This is a genomic window from Streptomyces sp. NPDC022552, from assembly GCF_055561875.1.
The window spans coordinates 1,027,724-1,045,232 of sequence record NZ_JBVHGJ010000001.1 but is presented as its reverse complement, the minus strand read 5'-3'; the positions used below and the strand labels follow the sequence as shown (position 1 = coordinate 1,045,232).

The window sequence follows — 17,509 nt, the reverse complement described above, 5'->3', positions numbered from 1 at the left end:
GCCCTCACCCTCACCCTCGACTTCACCTTCACCCTCACTCCCACCCTTGCCCCGCGCCTCACCGTCCGCGGTCGGCCTCCGCGCCGGACGGGGCGCGGTCCAGGGGGGCGCCCGACGGGTCGCCGTCGGCGCGGCCGGAGCTCTCGATCGCCTCCGCCTTCTGCGCGATGTTCCGGGCCATGCCGCCGAAGACGACGGCGTGGAACGGCGAGACGCTCCACCAGTAGGCGTGACCGGCAAGGCCGCGTGGGTGGAACAGCGCCCGCTGGCAGTAGCGGCTCCCCCGCTCGCCGTCGCTCTCGGCGTACATCTCCAGCCAGGCGAGGCCCGGGAGGCGCATCTCGGCGCGCAGGCGCAGCAGCCGGCCGCGCTCGATCTCCTCCACCCGCCAGAAGTCCAGCGAGTCGCCGACCCTCAGGTGCGTGGCGTCGCGCCGGCCGCGGCGCAGCCCGACACCGCCGACGAGCCGGTCGAACCAGCCGCGGACGGCCCAGGCGAGCGGGAAGGAGTACCAGCCGTTCTCGCCGCCGATTCCCTCGACGACCCGCCACAGCGCCTCCGGTGACGCGTCGACGGCGAGTTCGCGCACGTCGGTGTAGAGACTCCCGCCCGCCCAGTCGGGGTCCGTGGGCAGTGGATCGCTGGGCGCTCCGGGCACGGACGCGGAGGACCAACGGGTGATGACCTGGGCGTCGCGGACCCGCTGCAGCGCGAGGTCGAGCGCCCGGTCGAAGGCGACGGGGGTGCCGGGAGAATCCGGAACCCAGCCGGCGATGTCGTGCTCGTCGCAGACGACCTCGTACTTGAGCGACTCCGCGAGCGGGCGGGCGATGGACCGTGGCACCGGGGTGACCAGGCCGATCCAGTGGCTGGACAGGCGGGGGGTCAGGACCGGCACGGGGACGATGAGCCGTCGGGAGAGCCCGGCGACGGCGGCGTAGCGGCGCATCATGCCGAGATAGGTGAGGACGTCGGGACCGCCGATGTCGAAGGCACGGGAGACGTCCTCGGGCATGCGGGCACTGCCGACCAGATAGCGCAGGACGTCCCGGACGGCGATGGGCTGGATCCGGGTGCGCACCCAGCTCGGGGTGACCATCACCGGCAGACGCTCGGTCAGATAGCGGAGGATCTCGAAGGAGGCCGAGCCGGAGCCGATGATGACCGCGGCGCGGAGCACGGTGGTGGGGACACCCGACTCCAGGAGGATGCGCCCGACCTCGGCCCGGGAGCGCAGGTGCGGGGAGAGGCCCTCGGCGGGTACGTCACGGGGGGTGAGTCCGCCGAGGTAGACGATGCGGCGGACCCCGGCCGCGCGGGCCTGTTCGGCGAAGGTCCGGGCGGCGAGCCGGTCGGTGCGTTCGAAGTCGCGGCCGCCGCCCAGGGCGTGCACCAGGTAGTAGGCGACGTCGGTGTCCTGGAGGGCGGGGGCGAGGCTCTCGGCGTCGGTGACGTCACCGCGTACGACCTCCACATCGCCGGACCAGGGCTGGTCGCGCAGTTTCGCGGGGGTCCGCGCCAGGCAGCGGACCCGGTGTCCGGCCTTCAGGAGTTCGGGGACCAGGCGGCCGCCGATGTAGCCGGTGGCGCCGGTGACGAGGCACCGCAGTCCCTCGGTCGCCTGCCCTTGTGCGTCCGTCATCGAGCTGCTCCGTTCCGCCGTCGGGGAGAACACGTGTCCGTGTCGCGCTCCGCCACCGACCGCGTCCTTCGTCGGTCTCTTCCCGGAGCGCGGTCGCCGCGGATGCACGGACGGGTGTCGATAGGCTGATCGTGTGGCCAGCACAGAAGAGTCCGAGACCGGTGGCGCCGCGCCCGAGAGCGCGCCCGGCGATCTGCAGAGTTTCGCCGTCGCGCTGCGGCGGACGAACGGAGAGATCAACCGGCTGGTCCACGGTTTCGCACTCGCGCAGGGATTGCATCCCACGGACGTGCAGGCCCTGTCCGTCGTCCTGGACAGCCCGGAGCCGCTGACCCCCGGCCGTCTGCGCGAGCACCTGGGGCTGACCTCGGGGGCGGTCACCGCCTGCCTGGACCGGCTCGAGCGGGCCGGGCACATCCGCCGCTCCCGCGAGAGCGCGGACCGCAGGGTCGTCCATGTGCACTACGTCGAGGGGGCGAAGGCCGCCGCGCGCAGCCACTTCATGCCGCTGGCCCAGGCCGCCGAGCGGGCCCGGGGCCGGTTCGACGCGGAAGAGCTGGCCGTCGCCCTGCGGTTCCTGAGCGCGCTCAACGAGGAGCTCGGCGAGCTGCGCGTACCGCGGCGCTGACCCGGACGGGTGTCGCCCGCACGGGTGCATCCGTGCGGGTCCGCGCGCCGGAAGAGGCGTCCGAGCGGGGCGTCTCCCTACCCTCGTGTGCCCCCTGTCCCCACGTCCGTCCGCGCATGATTCAATCTATCTCAATCATTGAGATTCTTTTTCGTTGAGATACTTCTTGCTACCCGCCTGGAGTCCGTATGTCCAGCCCCACACGATGGGCCGGCCGTCTGCTGCCCCTCGTCCTGCTCGTCGTCTGGCTCGCCGTCGGCGGCGGCCTCGGTCCGTACGCCGGGAAGCTGGGTGAGGTCGCCACCAACGACCAGGCCGCCTTCCTCCCGCGGAGCGCCGAATCCACCCGGGTGATCGAGGCCCAGCGCGCGTTCCGGCAGGACGGGACGCTGCCCGCGCTCGTCGTCTGGACCGCCCCCGGCAGCGGCCCGATCGGCGCCGAACAGCGGTCCGCGGCGACGCGCGCGCTGGCCACGCTCACCGAGGTGCCCGGTGTCGTCGGGACGCCGTCCCCGGCCCTGCCCTCCGAAGACGGGGAGGCGCTGCGCGGTGTCGTCCAGCTCCGCCCCGACCTCGGTGAGGAGCTGGCCCCCACGCTCGGCGCGATCGACCGGGCGGCCTCCACGGTGCCCGGCACCACGGTCTGGCTCGCCGGTCCCGCGGCCACCCAGGCCGATCTGTCGGACGCATTCGCCGGCATCGACGGACTGCTCCTCGTGGTCGCCCTCGTGACGGTGCTGCTCATCCTGCTGCTCGTCTACCGCAGCGTGCTGCTGCCCCTGGTGATCATCCTCGGCGCGGTGTTCTCGCTCGGACTCGCCTGCGCCGTCGTCTACGTCCTCGCCGACCACGGCGTCCTGCGCGTGGACGGACAGGTCCAGGGCATCCTGTCGATCCTGGTGATCGGCGCCGCCACCGACTACGCACTGCTCCTGGCCGTCCGCTACCGGGAGGAGCTCGCCCGCCACGAAGGGGACCGCGTCCCGGCCATGCGCGCCGCGCTGCGCCAGTCCGTCGGGCCCATCACGGCCAGCGCGGCCACCGTGGCGCTCGGCCTGCTCGCGCTGCTGTTCAGCGACCTGACCAACAACCGGGCGCTGGGACCGGTGGGCGCCATCGGCATCGTCTGCGCCCTGCTCAGCGCCCTGACCTTCCTGCCGGCCGTCCTGGTCCTCCTCGGGCGCGCCGCGTACTGGCCCGCCAAGCCGCGGCCGTCGGAGTCCGAGGGCGGCGGCCACGGCGTCTGGCGCCGGGTGGCCGCGCTGGTGGACCGTGCTCCGCGCACGGTGTGGGCGGCGACCCTCGCCGGCCTCCTCGCGTGCGCCGCCTTCGCCCCGACCCTCGGCTCCAGGGGGGTGCCGCTCGACGAGATCTTCGTGAACGACGCCCCCTCCGTCGCCGCGCAGCAGACCCTGGGCCGTCACTTCCCCGGCGGGGCGGGCAACCCCGCCGTCGTGATCACCGAGGCCGGCGCCCTGGCCGAGGTGACCTCCGCGGCCGAGGGCGTCGAGGGCGTGGACTCCGCCAGCGCGGTCACGGCCTCCGGACGCCCCGGGGCCGGCGCGCCCCTGGTCGTCGACGGACGGGTCCGCGTCGACGTCACCCTGGCCGACGCCGCCGACACCGACGCGGCCAAGGACACCGTCGCCCGGCTCCGTACGGCCGTGCACGCGGTCCCGGGGGCGGAGGCGCTGGTCGGCGGCTACACCGCGCAGCGGTACGACACGCAGCGGACCGCCGAACGCGACCGGATGCTCATCGTGCCGGTGGTGCTCGCCATCATCCTGGTCATCCTCGTCGCCCTGCTCCGCTCCCTGCTGCTGCCGCTGCTGCTGGTCGCCACGGTGGCCCTCAACTTCCTGGCCACGCTCGGGGTCTCGGCCCTGGTCTTCGAGCACGTCTTCGGCTTCACGGGCACGGACTCGTCCGTGCCGCTGTACGGGTTCGTGTTCCTGGTCGCCCTGGGTGTGGACTACAACATCTTCCTGATGTCCCGGGTACGGGAGGAGTCGCTGCGCCACGGGGTCCGCGAGGGCGTGCTGCGCGGGCTGACCGCGACCGGCGGTGTCATCACCTCCGCCGGTGTCGTCCTGGCCGCCACGTTCGCCGCCCTGGGCGTCATTCCGCTCGCGTTCCTGGTGCAGATCGCGTTCATCGTCGCGTTCGGCGTCCTGCTGGACACGCTGGTCGTCCGGTCGCTGCTGGTCCCGGCGCTCGTACGGGATCTCGGCCGCACGGCGTGGTGGCCCGGCGCGCTCAGCCGGCGTCCGGAGGCGGACTCCCCCGCCGCGTGAGGGTCTTCGCCGCCCGGCTCCGGGAGCCGGGCGGCGAGGCCGCGGGGGCTCGGGGCCCGCCGGTCACCTGGGCCCGTCCGCGGGTCCGACGTGTTCGCCGGGGGTCGCGAGCTCCTCCACCGCGTCGGCACCGACCACCGCGCCCGTCGACTTCTTCGCACGGCGCAGCCGGCGCTCCAGCCAGCCGGCGAAGGTGGTGAGCGCGAAGTTCAGGATCACGAAGATCACGGCGACGACGGTGAAGCTGGCGATGGTGTTGGCGCCGTAGTTGGCACTCATCGGGCGCACGGACGCGAGCAGTTCGGAGAAGCCGAGCATCGCTCCGCCGAGCGCGGTGTCCTTGACGATGACGACGAGTTGGCTGACGAGCGCGGGGAGCATCGCGGTCACCGACTGGGGCAGCAGGACGTTCGTCATGGTCTGGCCCTTGCGCATGCCGATGGCCTTGGCGGCGTCGGTCTGGCCCCGGGGCAGGGAGAGGATGCCGGCCCGGACCACCTCGGCGAGGACCGAGGCGTTGTAGAGGACGAGGCCGGTGACGACCGCGTAGAGCGGGCGGCTCTCCGGGCTGATGTCGGTGAACTCCGAGTAGGCGGCGTTGGCGAAGAGCATCAGGATGAGCACGGGGATGGCGCGGAAGAACTCCACGACCGTGCCGGCCGCGCCCCGCACCCAGCGGTGCTCGGAGAGTCGGCCGACGCCGAGAAGGGCTCCGACGGGCAGTGCGATGACCACGGCGAGCGCGGCGGCGACGAGGGTGTTCTTCAGAGCCGGCAGGAGGAACGTGGTCCACGTGCGGGAGTCGGTGAAGAAGGGGGACCACTTGGCCCATTCCAACTGCCCCTGGTCGACGAGGGTCACCACGACCCACCAGATCACCGCGCCGAGGCCGAGCAGGAACAGCACGGTGTAGAGGACGTTGCGGCGCTTCGCGCGCTTCCCCGGGACGTCGTAGAGGACGGTCGGTTTGACCTTCATCGCTTCACCGCCACCTTCTTGCTCACCCAGCCGAGCAACAGCCCCATGGGCAGCGTGAGGCAGATGAACCCGACCGCGAAGATCACCGAGATGAGGATGAGCTGGGCCTCGTTCTCGATCATCTCCCGCATGAGCAGGGCGGCTTCGGCGACGCCGATGGCCGCGGCGACGGTGGTGTTCTTGGTGAGGGCGATCAGCACGTTCGCCAGGGGTCCGACCACCGAGCGGAAGGCCTGCGGCAGCACGATCAGGCGCAGCACCTGGGGGAAGTTGAGTCCGATGGCGCGGGCCGCCTCGACCTGGCCGAGGGGCACGGTGTTGATGCCGGAGCGCACCGCCTCGCAGACGAAGGCGGAGGTGTACGCGGTCAGTCCGAGGACCGCGAGCCGGAAGTTGATGGTGGTGAAGTCGTCCGCACCCATGTTGACCCCGAGCGTCTGGAACAGACCGAGCGAGGTGAAGACGATGATGACCGTCAGGGGGATGTTGCGGACGATGTTCACGTAGGCGGTGCCGAAGCCCCGCATCAGGGGGACGGGGCTGACGCGCATGGCGGCCAGCAGCGTCCCCCAGATCAGGGAGCCGATCGCCGAGTAGACGGTGAGCTGCACCGTCACCCAGAAGGCTCCCAGCAGGTCGTACCCTTCGAGGAAGTCGAACACGTGGGCCTGCCGCTCACTTGACGACGACGCCGACCTCCGGCGCGGGCTCGTTCTGGTACTCCGCCGGTCCGAAGTTCTTCTTCACGGCTGCGTCCCAGGATCCGTCGGCGACCATCTTCTCGAGGGCGTCGTTGATCTGCTCCTTGAGCTCGCTGCCCTCCTGGACGCCGATTCCGTAGTTCTCGTTGCTCATCTCGAAGCCACCGAGCTTGAACTTGCCCTCGAACTCCGGCTGCGAGGCGTAACCGGCGAGAATCGCGTCATCGGTGGTGACCGCGTCGATCACGCCGTTCTCCAGGCCGGTCAGGCACTCCGAATAGCCGCCGTACTCCTGGAGCTGCGCGTCGGGGGCGATCTTGTCCTTGACGTTCTGCGCGGACGTGGAACCGGTGACCGAGCAGAGCTTCTTGTTGTTCAGGTCCTCGGGCTTGGTGATGGAGTTGTCGTCGGCGCGGATCAGCACGTCCTGGTGGGCCAGGAGGTACGGACCGGCGAAGTCGACCTTCTCCTCGCGCTGGTCGTTGATCGAGTACGAGGCCGCGATGAAGTCGACGTCGCCTCGCTCCAGCATCGTCTCGCGGTCGGCGCTCTTGGCCTCCTTCCACTCGATGTCGCCGGGATCGCGGCCGAGCTGCTGGGCCACGTAGGTCGCCACGTCGACGTCGAAGCCGGTGTACGTGCCGTCCGGCGTCTTCAGCCCGACGCCGGGCTGGTCGTACTTGATGCCGACGGTGATCTTCTCGCCGTCACCGCTCGACCCGTTCCCGCTGTCGCCGCCGCAGGCGGCCAGCGAGAAGGAGAGGGCGAGAGCGGCGGCGGCTGCCACCACGGCTTTGGTGAGCTTGCGCGGGTTCATGTGATCACCCCTGGGGGCTGCTGTGAGCGGCGGCCACGGTTCAGTGGTGCAGGATCTTCGAGAGGAAGTCCTTGGCGCGGTCGCTGCTCGGATTGCTGAAGAACTGGTCGGGTGTGGTCTCCTCCACGATCCTGCCGTCCGCCATGAACACCACGCGGTTGGCTGCGGAGCGCGCGAAGCCCATCTCGTGCGTGACGACGACCATGGTCATCCCGTCACGGGCGAGCTGCTGCATGACCTCCAGTACCTCGTTGATCATCTCGGGGTCCAGCGCGGAGGTCGGCTCGTCGAAGAGCATGACCTTCGGCTCCATGGCCAGCGCCCGGGCGATCGCCACGCGCTGCTGCTGGCCGCCGGAGAGCTGCGCGGGGTACTTGTCGGCCTGGGAGGCGACCCCGACGCGGTCGAGGAGCTCACGGGCCCGCTGCTCGGCGGCCTTCTTGTCCTTCTTGCGAACCTTGATCTGGCCGAGGGTGACGTTCTCGAGCACGGTCTTGTGCGCGAAGAGGTTGAACGACTGGAACACCATGCCGACGTCGGCGCGGAGGGCGGCCAGCTCGCGTCCCTCGGCGGGCAGCGGCTTGCCGTCGATGACGATCTCGCCGGCATCGATGGTCTCCAGGCGGTTGATGGCCCGGCACAGGGTCGACTTGCCGCCGCCGGACGGGCCGATGACGACGACGACCTCGCCACGGCCGACGGTCAGGTCGATGGACTGGAGCACATGGAGCTGGCCGAAGTACTTGTCGACGGCCTTCAGCACGACGAGCGCGTCGGGCATGGCAGCCTCCTGGTTCGCCGCCCCCACCCTCCTCACGTTCATGCTCCGCCCTCGGCCGATTTACTGCACGCCGGACGCCTCCTCACGGGGAGGAGCAGGGGACGTGATGAAAACGATTGTCACCCCGATGTGGTCAGTCCGTCGGGCCCGGCCCGGGCTCCGTCCCCTCCGCGAGGACGCGCTGGGCCACGGCGAAGGCCGCGTTGGCGGCCGGTACGCCGCAGTAGACCGCGGTCTGCAGCAGCACGGCCCCGAGCTCCTCGGGCGTGAGCCCGTTGCGGCGCGCCGCGCGCACGTGCATCGCCAGCTCGTCGAGATGGCCACGGGCCACGAGCGCCGTGAGAGTGACCAGGCTCCGCTCACGCCGGGAGAGGGTCGGATCGGTCCAGACCTCACCCCAGGCGTAGCGCGCGATGAAGTCCTGGAACGGCGCCGTGAACGCCGTCTGGCCCGCCTGCGCACGGTCCACGTGCGCGTCGCCGAGCACCTGCCGGCGGACCTCCATGCCCCGCTTCGCGCCCCCGTCCGTGAAGTGGCCGCGCAACGCGGCGAGGACGGCCTCGGGCCGCTCGGCAGGCGCCAGGTGCGAGGCCCCCGCGATCTCGGTGAGCGCCGCGCCGGGGACCGCGTCCGCGATCTCCCGCAGATGGGCGGGCGGCGTCGCCGGATCCTCCCGCCCTGCCACGAGGAGCGTGGGGGCGGTGATCGAGGGGAGCCGGTCCCGCAGGTCGAAGGCTGCGAGCGCGTCGCAGCACGCGGCGTAGGCCTCCGGGTCCGCCCCGCGGTGGTCGTCGACGAGCTCCGGAACGGTGAAGCCGGGGGTGAACCAGCGGCCGGGGGCCGTCTCCGCGAGTGCGGCGAGGCCCTCGCGGCGTACGGTCGCCGCGCGTTCGGTCCAGTGCGCGGCGGGTCCGAAGTGCGCGGACGAGCAGAGGACGGCGAGCCGCTCCACCCGCTGGGGCTGGTGTGCGGCGAGGTGCAGACCGACCGCGCCGCCGAGGGAGACCCCGGCGTACGAGAAGCGGTCGGCGCCGAGCGCGTCGGCGAGGTCGCGTACGAGCCGGGCCAGGTCGGCGACGGTCGCGCCGGGGCCGATGAGGGAGGCGGGTGAGCCGCCGTGGCCGGGCAGGTCCCAGCGGACGACGCGGTGGGTGGCCGACAGTTCGGGCGCGACCGCGTCCCAGAGGGCGGTGGAGGTGCCGAGCGAGGGGCCGAGGATCAGCACGGGCGCGGTGGGCGGCCCCTCGACGCGGTGGTGCAGTCCCGCGTACGGCGGCGGGGTGGTGGCGGTCACGGTCGCTCCAGGGCGCGGTCGGTCAGGGTCCCGGCGGAGCCGGTGTAGTGGGTGGGGTCGGCGAGCTCGTCCAGGTCGACGCCCTTCACCTCGGGTACTGCGGCGAGCAGTTCGGAGAGGGGACGCCCCTCGGCGCGGGCACGCCGGGCGAGTTCGGTGAGGAGTTCCTTCGCCCGTGCGCGTCCGAGGAGAGGGGCGAGGACGGCGGAGAGTCGCTCGGAGACGATCGACCCGCCGGTGAGATCGAGGTGGTGTCGCATGGCCTCGGCGTGCACCTGTAGCCCCGAGGCCAGTTCCGCTGTGGCGCGGGCTGCGCCGCCGACGAGCCGGAGCAGTTCGCGCAGTGGCTCCCACTCGGCGTGCCAGGCGCCGGCCGGCCGTTCGTCCTCGGCGGCCAGCGAGCCGTACAGCGTGGCGGCGAGGTGCGGGGCGCGCCGGGCGGCCGCGGCGACGAGCGTGGCGCGCACGGGGTTCGCCTTGTGCGGCATGGCGGAGGAGCCTCCGCCCGTTCCCTCCGTGACCTCCGCGATCTCGGTGCGGGAGAGGGTGAGGACGTCGACGGCGGTCTTCCCGAGGGCCCCGGCGGTGAAGGCGAGGACCCCGGCGAGGTCGGCGATCGGGGTGCGCAGGGTGTGCCAGGGCAGTGCGGGCTCCACGAGACCGGTCTCCCGCGCATAGGCGGCCACGAGCCGGTCGGCACTCCCCGCGGCGCCTTCGCCGTATGCGCCGAAGGCGGCCAGGGTTCCTGCGGCGCCGCCGAGTTGGGCGGGCAGGGAGTTCCGTACGGTCCGGATCCGGTCGCGCGCGTCGAGTACGAGCGCGCGCCAGCCGGCGGCTTTGAGACCGAAGGTGGTGGGCACGGCGTGCTGGGTGAGCGTACGGCCTGGCATGGCCGTGTCCCGGTGCGCGGCGGCCAGCGTGCCCAAGGCCCGCTCCGTACGGTCGAGGTCGTCCAGGACCAGGTCCAGGGTGCGGCGCGCGACCAGCATCGTCGCGGTGTCCATGATGTCCTGGCTCGTCGCGCCCCGGTGGACGTACGCGCGCCACTCCCCCGGCACCGCCGCCGTGAGGTCCGCGACGAGCGGGATGACGGGGTTGCCCCCGGCCCGGGCACGCAGGGCGATGTCGCGTACGTCGAAGCGTGCGGTGTCCGACGCGGCTGCCGTGACCGCGTCGGCTGCCCCCTCCGGCGCCTGCCCGATGGCGGCCTGGGCGCGGGTGAGGGCCGCCTCCGCGTCGAGGAGCGCACGCAGGAACGCGGGGTCGCCGGTCGCCGCCTCGGCCGGGGAGCCCGCGCGCCCCGGAGCGAGGAGGCCCACCTCGGTGGGGTCGGACGTCATGCGAACTCCAGGAAGACCGTCTCGCCCTCGCCCTGAAGGCGGATGTCGAAGCGGTACGTCCGGGGCGCGGTCCGCTCGTCGGGCGTGGCGAGCAGCGTGGTGCGGCGCTCGGGCGGGAGCGCGTCGAGCAGTGTGTCGGCGCCGTCCCGCAGATACGCCCGGGTGAAGAGGTGGTGCAGGAGGCCGCGGGCGAAGACACAGACGCTGAGGTACGGCAGGCCCGTGGTGCCGGGCGGCAGCGTGGCGAGCGCGTAGTGGCCGTCCGCGTCCGTGGCGACACGGCCGAAGCCGGTGAAGTCGGTTCCGTTGCGGCCGAGATGGCCGCCGGTGACGGGGTCGCGGCGCATCGACCCGGGCGCGCCGGTGAGGGAGCCGTCGGGTGCGGCCTGCCAGAAGTCGAGGAGCGCGTCGGGGACGGGAATGCCCTCACCGTCGTACACGTATCCGTGCAGGACGATCCGGTCGGGGTGGCCGTCCGGTGCTATGCGCTCTCCGTCGGGGAAGGGCAGGGCGTAGCCGTAGAACGGGCCGACGGTGTGGGAGGGGGTGGGGAGGAGCGTCATCGCGGGTCAGCGCCCTTCTTCGATCCAGGTGGCGGAGGGGCCGTCGAGGACGATGTCCCAGGCGTAGCCGAGGGAGAGCTCGGGCCGCGACAGCGCGTGGTCGTAGCGGGCGACGAGCCGTTCGCGTGCCGCCGGGTCGGTGACCGAGCGCAGGATCGGGTCGTGGACGAGGAGCGGGTCGCCGGGGAAGTACATCTGCGTGACGAGCCGCTGGGTGAAGGCCGTACCGAAGACGGAGAAGTGGATGTGGGCGGGGCGCCAGGCGTTGGTGTGGTTGCGCCACGGATAGGCGCCCGGCTTGACGGTGGTGAAGGTGTAGCGGCCCTCGTCGTCGGTGAGGGTGCGGCCGACGCCGGTGAAGTTCGGGTCGAGCGGGGCGGGGTGCCGGTCGCGCAGATGGGCGTACCGGCCGGAGGCGTTGGCCTGCCACAGCTCGATGAGCTGCCCGCGCACCGGGCGCCCCGCCCGGTCGAGGAGGCGGCCGGAGACGGTGATCCGCTCGCCGAGGGGCTCGCCGGCGTGCCGGCGCGTGAGGTCGTTGTCGGTCTCCGTGACGTCGGTGGGGCCGAAGACGGGGCCGGAGAGCTCGACGGTCTCGGGGTCGCCGCCGTCGACGGCGACGAGCGGCTGCCGGGGGTGGCGGAGCAGGGAACTGCGGTACGGGGCGTAGTCGCGGGCCGGGTGGCTGCGGGGCGGGGCGCCGGCGGCCCGTTCCTTGTCGTAGGCGTTCTGGAGCTCGTCGATCTCGGTGTCGATGTCCGACTGGGTGAGGGCCATGTGGGTTCCCGGTGGGGTCAGCGGGCGGAGGTGTCGACGGCGCGGTGGACCGTGGCCGCCGTCCTGGCGAGGACGTCGGCGGGGTCGACGCCGGGTGCGGTCTCGGTGAGGACGAGGCCGTCGTCGGTGACGTCGAGGACGCCGAGGTCGGTGACGATCCGGTCGACGCAGCTCCGGCCGGTCAGCGGGAGGGTGCACTCCTCCACGATCTTCGGGGTGCCGTCCTTGGCGGTGTGGGTCATCACGACGATGACGGTCCGGGCGCCGTGCACGAGGTCCATCGCTCCGCCGATGCCGGTGACGAGCCTGCCCGGTACGGCCCAGTTGGCGAGGTCGCCGCGGGCGGAGACCTGCATGGCGCCGAGGACGGCGACGTCGATGTGGCCGCCGCGGATCATCCCGAAGGAGAGCGCGGAGTCGAAGTAGGAGGCCCCGGGCAGGACGGTGACGGTCTCCTTGCCGGCGTTGATGAGATCCGGGTCGACCTCGTCCTCGGCGGGGTACGGGCCGGTGCCGAGGATCCCGTTCTCCGACTCCAGGATCACCTCCACCCCTTCGGGCAGGTGGTTGGGGATCAGGGTCGGCAGTCCGATGCCCAGGTTGACGTACTGACCGTCCCTCAGCTCGCGCGCGGCGCGGGCGGCCATCTGCTCGCGGGTCCAGCTCATCGCGTGGTCCTGTTCTCTATGCGCTTCTCCCGGGCCTGTTCGGGGGTCAGGGCGACGACGCGCTGGACGAAGACGCCGGGGAGGTGCACGGCGTCGGGGTCGAGCTCGCCCGGTTCGACCAGTTCCTCGACCTCGGCGATCGTGACCTTTCCGGCCATCGCGGCGAGGGGGTTGAAGTTCCGCGCCGACTTGTTGAAGACGAGGTTGCCGTGGCGGTCCCCGCGGGCGGCGCGGACGAGCGCGAAGTCGGTGCGGATGCCGCGCTCCAGGACGTACGCGACGCCGTCGAATTCCCGTACCTCCTTGGGCGGCGACGCGAGGGCGACGCCTCCGTCGCCGTCGTAGCGCCAGGGCAGGCCGCCGTCGGCGACCTGTGTGCCGACGCCGGCCGGGGTGTAGAAGGCGGGGATGCCGCAGCCGCCGGCCCGGAGCCGCTCGGTGAGCGTGCCCTGCGGGATCAGCTCGACCTCCAGCTCACCGGCGAGGTACTGGCGGGCGAACTCCTTGTTGGCGCCGATGTACGAGCCCGTGACGCGTGCGATGCGGCCCGCGGAGAGGAGGACGGCGAGGCCGGAGTCCATGGCCCCGCAGTTGTTGGAGACGACCCGCAGGCGGGCGGAGCCGCGTCGGTGGACGGCGTCGATGAGCACGTCGGGCACGCCGCTGAGGCCGAAGCCGCCGACGGCGAGCGAGACCCCGTCACCGACGTCTGCCACCGCGTCGGCCGCGGTGGGGACGACCTTGTCCATTCGAAGAGCCTCCGGAGTCGAGTCGTAATTAGTCAGTGCACTGAGCATCTGATCCGATGCCGCCATGCTGGCATCGGCATCTGCGTGGGTCAATAGGTGCTCGGGCCAGGGGCGTATCGTTCAGTACACCGACGAACTCAACCGGAGGCAGCCGATGGCCGCGGTCGATCTGACCACCCATCCCGGGCACCTGGCCCGACGGCTCCAGCAGGCGCACCACCTGCTGTGGACGACGATGGTCTCGGAGGAGATCACCTCCCCGCAGTTCGGCGTCCTCAACGCGCTGACCGCGGAGCCGGGACTCGATCAGCGGACGGTGGGCGAGCGCGTGGGCCTGGACCGCTCCACGATCGCCGAGGTCGTCAGCCGGCTCACGCGCCGCGGCCTGCTCGACAAGGTGCGCGACACCGAGGACGGCCGCCGCTTCCTGCTGTGGCCGACCGAGGAGGGCCGGCGCACGCACCGCAGACTGACGGTACGCACGGCACGGATGAACCAGGTCTTCCTGGCCCCCCTCTCGGCCGAGGAGCAGGCGCAGTTCCTGAGCCTGATGCTGCGGGTCTCGGACGCGGCCGAACGGCTGCGGGACCCGGCGGAGCCTACGGGTTCCTGACGGCCTCGACGTTGGAGATCATCCTGCGCAGCACCGTGAGCGCGGCCACGTACTCCTCGTCGCTGATGCCCTCGTGGACCACGGCTCGCACCTCGGTCACCAGCTCCCGCAGCCGCAGTCTGGCGGCTTCTCCGGCGTCGGTGAGGTGCAGGCGCTGCCCGGCGTCGGTCCGCAGCCAGCCGCGATGGAGCAGCTGGTCGACGACGCGGGGGATCTCGTGCGGCCCGTCCGCGAGGGGCGCCAGTTGGCCGGCGACCTCGTCGCGGCTCGGCGCGGCGGGCGCGTATCCGACGTTGTTGAGCACCCAGTACTGCGGCTGCGTGGCGTCGACCCTGGCCATGGCGTCCCGCAGGTGCCGGGTGACGGCCGTGTGCGCCAGTCCGCTCCAGTAGCCGATGGGCTGGCTCGCCAGCATGTCGTCGGTGGCGGCCGGATCGGCGGGCGCCTGGTCGGTGGCGGTGCCAGTCAGCGATTCCATGATCACGACGCTACACCCGCCCACTGACGGTGCGGTTGGCCCGCCCCCCGGCCGAGAGCCGGTCCGGGCGCCGGGCCCGGTCGGTCAGGCTTCGGGTACGAGGGTGAAGCGGCCCGCCGTGCGCAGGTCCTCCTCGATGCGGGCGGCCGTGGCCCGCAGTTCGGGGAGGACCTCGGCGACGCACTCCTCCACGGTCCGGCGGCTGCTGTGCATGGCGACGTTCACCGCCGCCACCACCGCGCCCGCGCGGTCGCGCACCGGCACGGAGATCGAGCGCAGGCCCTGTTCGAGCTCCTCGTCGACGAGGGCGTACCCCTGTTCCCGAACACGCTCCAGGACGGCGGCGAGTTCGCCGACCGAGGTGAGGGTGTGCGGGGTGAGGGCCTGCGGTTCGACGTCCGCCAGCCACGCGCCACGGGCGTCGGGCGGCAGATCGGCGAGCATCACCCGGCCCAGCGAGGTGGCGTGAGCGGGGAAGCGGGTGCCGACGGTGATGTGGACGCTCATGATCCGGCGGGTGGCCACCCGGGCGGTGTACCGGACGTCGTGACCGGCGAGGACCGCGAGGGACGCCGAGTCGTGGACGCGCCGCGAGAGTTCGGCCAGGTGGGGAGCGGCGATCTGCGGGAGCGGCAGCCGCGAGAGGTACGGGTAGCCGAGCGCGAGGACCTGGGGGGTGAGCCGGAACCGCCGGCCCTCGGCGTGGACGTACCCCAGATGTTCCAGGGTGATCAGGGCGCGCCGCGCGGTGGCCCGGGCGAGCCCGGTGGCCTCGGCGACCGCGCTCAGGGAGAGCGCGGCCCGGCCCTCGCCGAACGCGGTGAGGACGGTGAGCCCCCGGGCGAGGGACTCGACGAAGCCCCGGCCGAGCTCCTGCTTCGAGGCATGGGTCCAGTCGGCGAGTCCGGGCGGTCGCGGTACGAGGTCCCGCGGGCCGGCCTGCGGGCGCGCCGCCGCCTCGTGGCTCTCACCGCTCAGCAGTCGCTCCCAGTCCGCCACCGCGGCGCGCAGCCGGGGCAGCATCGCCTCGCGCAACGAATCGGCCGTGTGGCGGCTGGTGTGGCTGACCACGCTCGCCACGCAGGCGACGGCGCCGTCCGCGTCCCGTACGGGCAGGGCGAGCGCGACGAGGCCCGGCTCGATGAGTTGGTCGTCCAGGGCCCAGCCCCGCTCACCGGCCCGCGCCGCCCGCGCGGCGAACTCCCTCTCGTCCGGCCCCCCACCGGGCGGTACGGCGGGAAAGCCGGCCGCCCGGGGATCCGCGGCCCTGCGCGTCCGCCACCGCGCCCACTCCGCCTCCGTCCAGTGGGCGGCCAACAGCGCTCCCGGGGCAGTCCGTTCGGCCGGCAGCAGGTCGCCGATACGGAAGCTGAGGGACATCGCACGCCGGCGGGTGGCCTGGTGGACGAAGCGGATGCCGTCCCCGTCGGCGACCGCGAGCGACACCGACTCGTCCAGGGCGTCCGCGAGCGCGTCGGCGGGACCACCGAGCAGCCCGGGGAGTCCGAGAGCGGCCAGATAGGCGTTGCCCAGGTCCATCAGCCGGGGCGCGAGGAAGACATCGCGGCCGTCGAGCCGTACGTATCCCATGCGGGCGAGCGTGCCGGTCACCCGGTCGACCGTGGAGCGGGCCAGACCGGTGATGCGCTCCAGCTCGCTGAGGCTGAGGACCCCGTCGGCGTCGGTGAGCCGGCGCAGCACCATGAGCGCGCGCATCAGCGGCGCGACGGCCTCCCGCGGCACATCCCCCGACGCGCCGGTGTCCGGCGGCGGCGCGGTTTCGGTCGGTGGCATGGACTCTCCCTGACGGATCTTGGGGACACCGTAGAGGACGGACGCTCCGGCGGGCCGCGGCGTCCACGGTGGGCGTTGACAGCCAGGCGTGGCAGGCGCAGACTCGGCGAACTCTTTGGTGAAGTTTATTTCACTATACGAACATGGAGGCTCGATGCACACCACCGTCGGCATCATCGGCGGCGGCCCCGCCGGGCTGCTCCTCGCCCGGCTGCTGCGCAACGCCGGCATCGACAGCGTGGTCCTGGAGTCCCGCGACCGGGCGTACGTCGAACGGAGGCAGCGTGCGGGGATACTCGAACAGGCCACCGTCGACGCCCTGCGTTCCGCCGGGGCGGGTGCACGCCTGGACGCCGAGGGGATGGCCCACGACGGCATCGAGCTGCGCTTCGACGGCCGCGCCCACCGGGTCGGCTTTCCCGGACTCACCGACGGCCGCCGGGTCTGGGTCTACGCGCAGACCGAGGTGGTGAAGGACCTGATCGCCCTTCAGCTCACCGACGGCGGCCCGCTCCTGTTCGGCGCCGAGGTCCTGTCGGTGGAGGGCGTCGACACGGGCCGTCCGGTGGTCCGCTACACCCACGAGGGCCGCGAGCAGACCCTGACCTGCGACTACGTGGTCGGGTGCGACGGCTTCCACGGGGTCGCGCGCACGGCCGTGCCGGAGGGCGGGCGGACGACGTACGAGCGGACGTATCCGTACTCCTGGCTCGGCATCCTGGCCGAAGCCCCGCCCGTGTACGAGGAGTTGATCTACGCCCACTCCGAGCGGGGCTTCGCTCTCGCCAGCATGCGCTCCCCCACCGTGAGCCGGCTCTACCTCCAGGTGCCGAACGGCACCGACCCGGCCGACTGGCCGGACGACCGGATCTGGGACGAACTCGACGCGCGCCTCGCGCTCGGGGAGGCGTCCGAGTGGAGGCTCAGGCGCGGCCCGATCACCCAGAAGTCGGTTCTGCCGATGCGGAGTTCGGTGACGGAGCCGATGCGGTACGGGCGGCTGTTCCTCGCCGGGGACGCGGCCCACATCGTCCCGCCGACCGGCGCGAAGGGACTCAACCTCGCCGCGGCCGACGTGATCGTCCTGGCGCGGGCGTTCGCCCATCTGGCCGCGACGGGTTCGACGGAGCTGCTCGACGGCTACTCCGAGACATGTCTGCGCCGGGTGTGGCGCGCCGAGCACTTCTCGTACGCCATGACGACGACGCTGCACCGCGATCCGGCCCAGTCCGGCTTCGACACCCGTCTGCAGCTCTCGCAACTGGACCGGATCGCGACCTCGCCGCACGCGGCCGCCGAACTCGCCGAGAACTACGTGGGGTTGCCGATCGAGGAGCCGCCGATCCGGGCGGTGCCTCCTGCGACGCCGTGACGGATCCCCGCCACGGCGCC

General features: G+C 72.5%; 17 protein-coding genes. 4 read left to right on the top strand and 13 right to left on the bottom strand.

What is annotated here, in order from left to right:
- Positions 1–58 precede the first annotated feature (58 nt).
- Entirely contained in the window at positions 59–1,642 is a 1,584-nt protein-coding gene (locus ACZ3OF_RS04750; protein WP_361666173.1) for an SDR family oxidoreductase, read from the bottom strand.
- 133 nt (positions 1,643–1,775) lie between these two features.
- Between ACZ3OF_RS04750 and ACZ3OF_RS04745 the strand changes: the two genes are divergently transcribed.
- Together ACZ3OF_RS04745 and ACZ3OF_RS04740 are read left to right on the top strand one after the other, a co-directional pair.
- Complete coding sequence (locus tag ACZ3OF_RS04745; protein WP_361666175.1) at positions 1,776–2,270, top strand: MarR family winged helix-turn-helix transcriptional regulator; 495 nt, start codon at positions 1,776–1,778, stop codon at positions 2,268–2,270.
- Between the two features lie 188 nt (positions 2,271–2,458).
- Complete coding sequence (locus tag ACZ3OF_RS04740) at positions 2,459–4,564, top strand: MMPL family transporter (protein ID WP_467302739.1); 2,106 nt, start codon at positions 2,459–2,461, stop codon at positions 4,562–4,564.
- Between the two features lie 63 nt (positions 4,565–4,627).
- Here ACZ3OF_RS04740 and ACZ3OF_RS04735 read toward each other — a convergent pair whose 3' ends face one another.
- The 10 genes from ACZ3OF_RS04735 to ACZ3OF_RS04690 form a co-directional block, all read right to left on the bottom strand.
- Positions 4,628–5,542 (bottom strand): amino acid ABC transporter permease, encoded by a 915-nt coding sequence (locus ACZ3OF_RS04735; protein WP_361666181.1) that lies wholly within the window; start codon positions 5,540–5,542, stop codon positions 4,628–4,630.
- Positions 5,539–6,204 (bottom strand): amino acid ABC transporter permease, encoded by a 666-nt coding sequence (locus ACZ3OF_RS04730; RefSeq protein ID WP_361666184.1) that lies wholly within the window; start codon positions 6,202–6,204, stop codon positions 5,539–5,541. Before ACZ3OF_RS04730 ends, ACZ3OF_RS04735 begins: the two co-directional genes overlap by 4 nt.
- 13 nt (positions 6,205–6,217) lie before the next feature.
- On the bottom strand, positions 6,218–7,060 hold the full coding sequence (locus ACZ3OF_RS04725) for a glutamate ABC transporter substrate-binding protein (RefSeq protein ID WP_361666185.1): 843 nt from the start codon (positions 7,058–7,060) through the stop codon (positions 6,218–6,220).
- A gap of 40 nt (positions 7,061–7,100) precedes the next feature.
- Complete coding sequence (locus tag ACZ3OF_RS04720) at positions 7,101–7,841, bottom strand: amino acid ABC transporter ATP-binding protein (protein ID WP_361666187.1); 741 nt, start codon at positions 7,839–7,841, stop codon at positions 7,101–7,103.
- Between the two features lie 133 nt (positions 7,842–7,974).
- Positions 7,975–9,135 (bottom strand): bifunctional 3-oxoadipate enol-lactonase/4-carboxymuconolactone decarboxylase PcaDC, encoded by a 1,161-nt coding sequence (pcaDC, locus tag ACZ3OF_RS04715; protein ID WP_467302735.1) that lies wholly within the window; start codon positions 9,133–9,135, stop codon positions 7,975–7,977.
- Positions 9,132–10,475 (bottom strand): 3-carboxy-cis,cis-muconate cycloisomerase, encoded by a 1,344-nt coding sequence (gene pcaB, locus ACZ3OF_RS04710; RefSeq protein WP_467302733.1) that lies wholly within the window; start codon positions 10,473–10,475, stop codon positions 9,132–9,134. The genes pcaDC and pcaB overlap by 4 nt, the downstream gene beginning before the upstream one ends.
- On the bottom strand, positions 10,472–11,038 hold the full coding sequence (gene pcaG, locus ACZ3OF_RS04705) for a protocatechuate 3,4-dioxygenase subunit alpha (RefSeq protein ID WP_361666195.1): 567 nt from the start codon (positions 11,036–11,038) through the stop codon (positions 10,472–10,474). Before pcaG ends, pcaB begins: the two co-directional genes overlap by 4 nt.
- Positions 11,039–11,044: 6 nt before the next feature.
- On the bottom strand, positions 11,045–11,815 hold the full coding sequence (pcaH, locus tag ACZ3OF_RS04700; protein WP_361666198.1) for a protocatechuate 3,4-dioxygenase subunit beta: 771 nt from the start codon (positions 11,813–11,815) through the stop codon (positions 11,045–11,047).
- Positions 11,816–11,832: 17 nt separating this feature from the next.
- Positions 11,833–12,483 (bottom strand): CoA transferase subunit B, encoded by a 651-nt coding sequence (locus ACZ3OF_RS04695; protein ID WP_467302730.1) that lies wholly within the window; start codon positions 12,481–12,483, stop codon positions 11,833–11,835.
- Positions 12,480–13,232, bottom strand: coding sequence for a CoA transferase subunit A (locus ACZ3OF_RS04690; RefSeq protein ID WP_467302858.1), 753 nt, complete (start codon positions 13,230–13,232; stop codon positions 12,480–12,482). The genes ACZ3OF_RS04695 and ACZ3OF_RS04690 overlap by 4 nt, the downstream gene beginning before the upstream one ends.
- Before the next feature lie 154 nt (positions 13,233–13,386).
- On the opposite strand from ACZ3OF_RS04690, the gene ACZ3OF_RS04685 reads away from it, so the two are divergent.
- Positions 13,387–13,845 (top strand): MarR family winged helix-turn-helix transcriptional regulator, encoded by a 459-nt coding sequence (locus ACZ3OF_RS04685; RefSeq protein WP_467302728.1) that lies wholly within the window; start codon positions 13,387–13,389, stop codon positions 13,843–13,845.
- On the opposite strand, the gene ACZ3OF_RS04680 is transcribed toward ACZ3OF_RS04685, so the two are convergent.
- Positions 13,832–14,323: a MarR family winged helix-turn-helix transcriptional regulator gene (locus tag ACZ3OF_RS04680; protein WP_361666208.1), complete on the bottom strand. Its 492-nt coding sequence runs from the start codon at positions 14,321–14,323 to the stop codon at positions 13,832–13,834. The two genes, ACZ3OF_RS04685 and ACZ3OF_RS04680, sit on opposite strands and share 14 nt — an antisense overlap.
- 84 nt (positions 14,324–14,407) lie before the next feature.
- Complete coding sequence (locus ACZ3OF_RS04675; protein WP_467302726.1) at positions 14,408–16,117, bottom strand: IclR family transcriptional regulator domain-containing protein; 1,710 nt, start codon at positions 16,115–16,117, stop codon at positions 14,408–14,410.
- A 154-nt stretch (positions 16,118–16,271) separates the two neighbouring features.
- Between ACZ3OF_RS04675 and ACZ3OF_RS04670 the strand changes: the two genes are divergently transcribed.
- Entirely contained in the window at positions 16,272–17,489 is a 1,218-nt protein-coding gene (locus ACZ3OF_RS04670; protein WP_361666213.1) for a 4-hydroxybenzoate 3-monooxygenase, read from the top strand.
- Positions 17,490–17,509 lie beyond the last annotated feature (20 nt).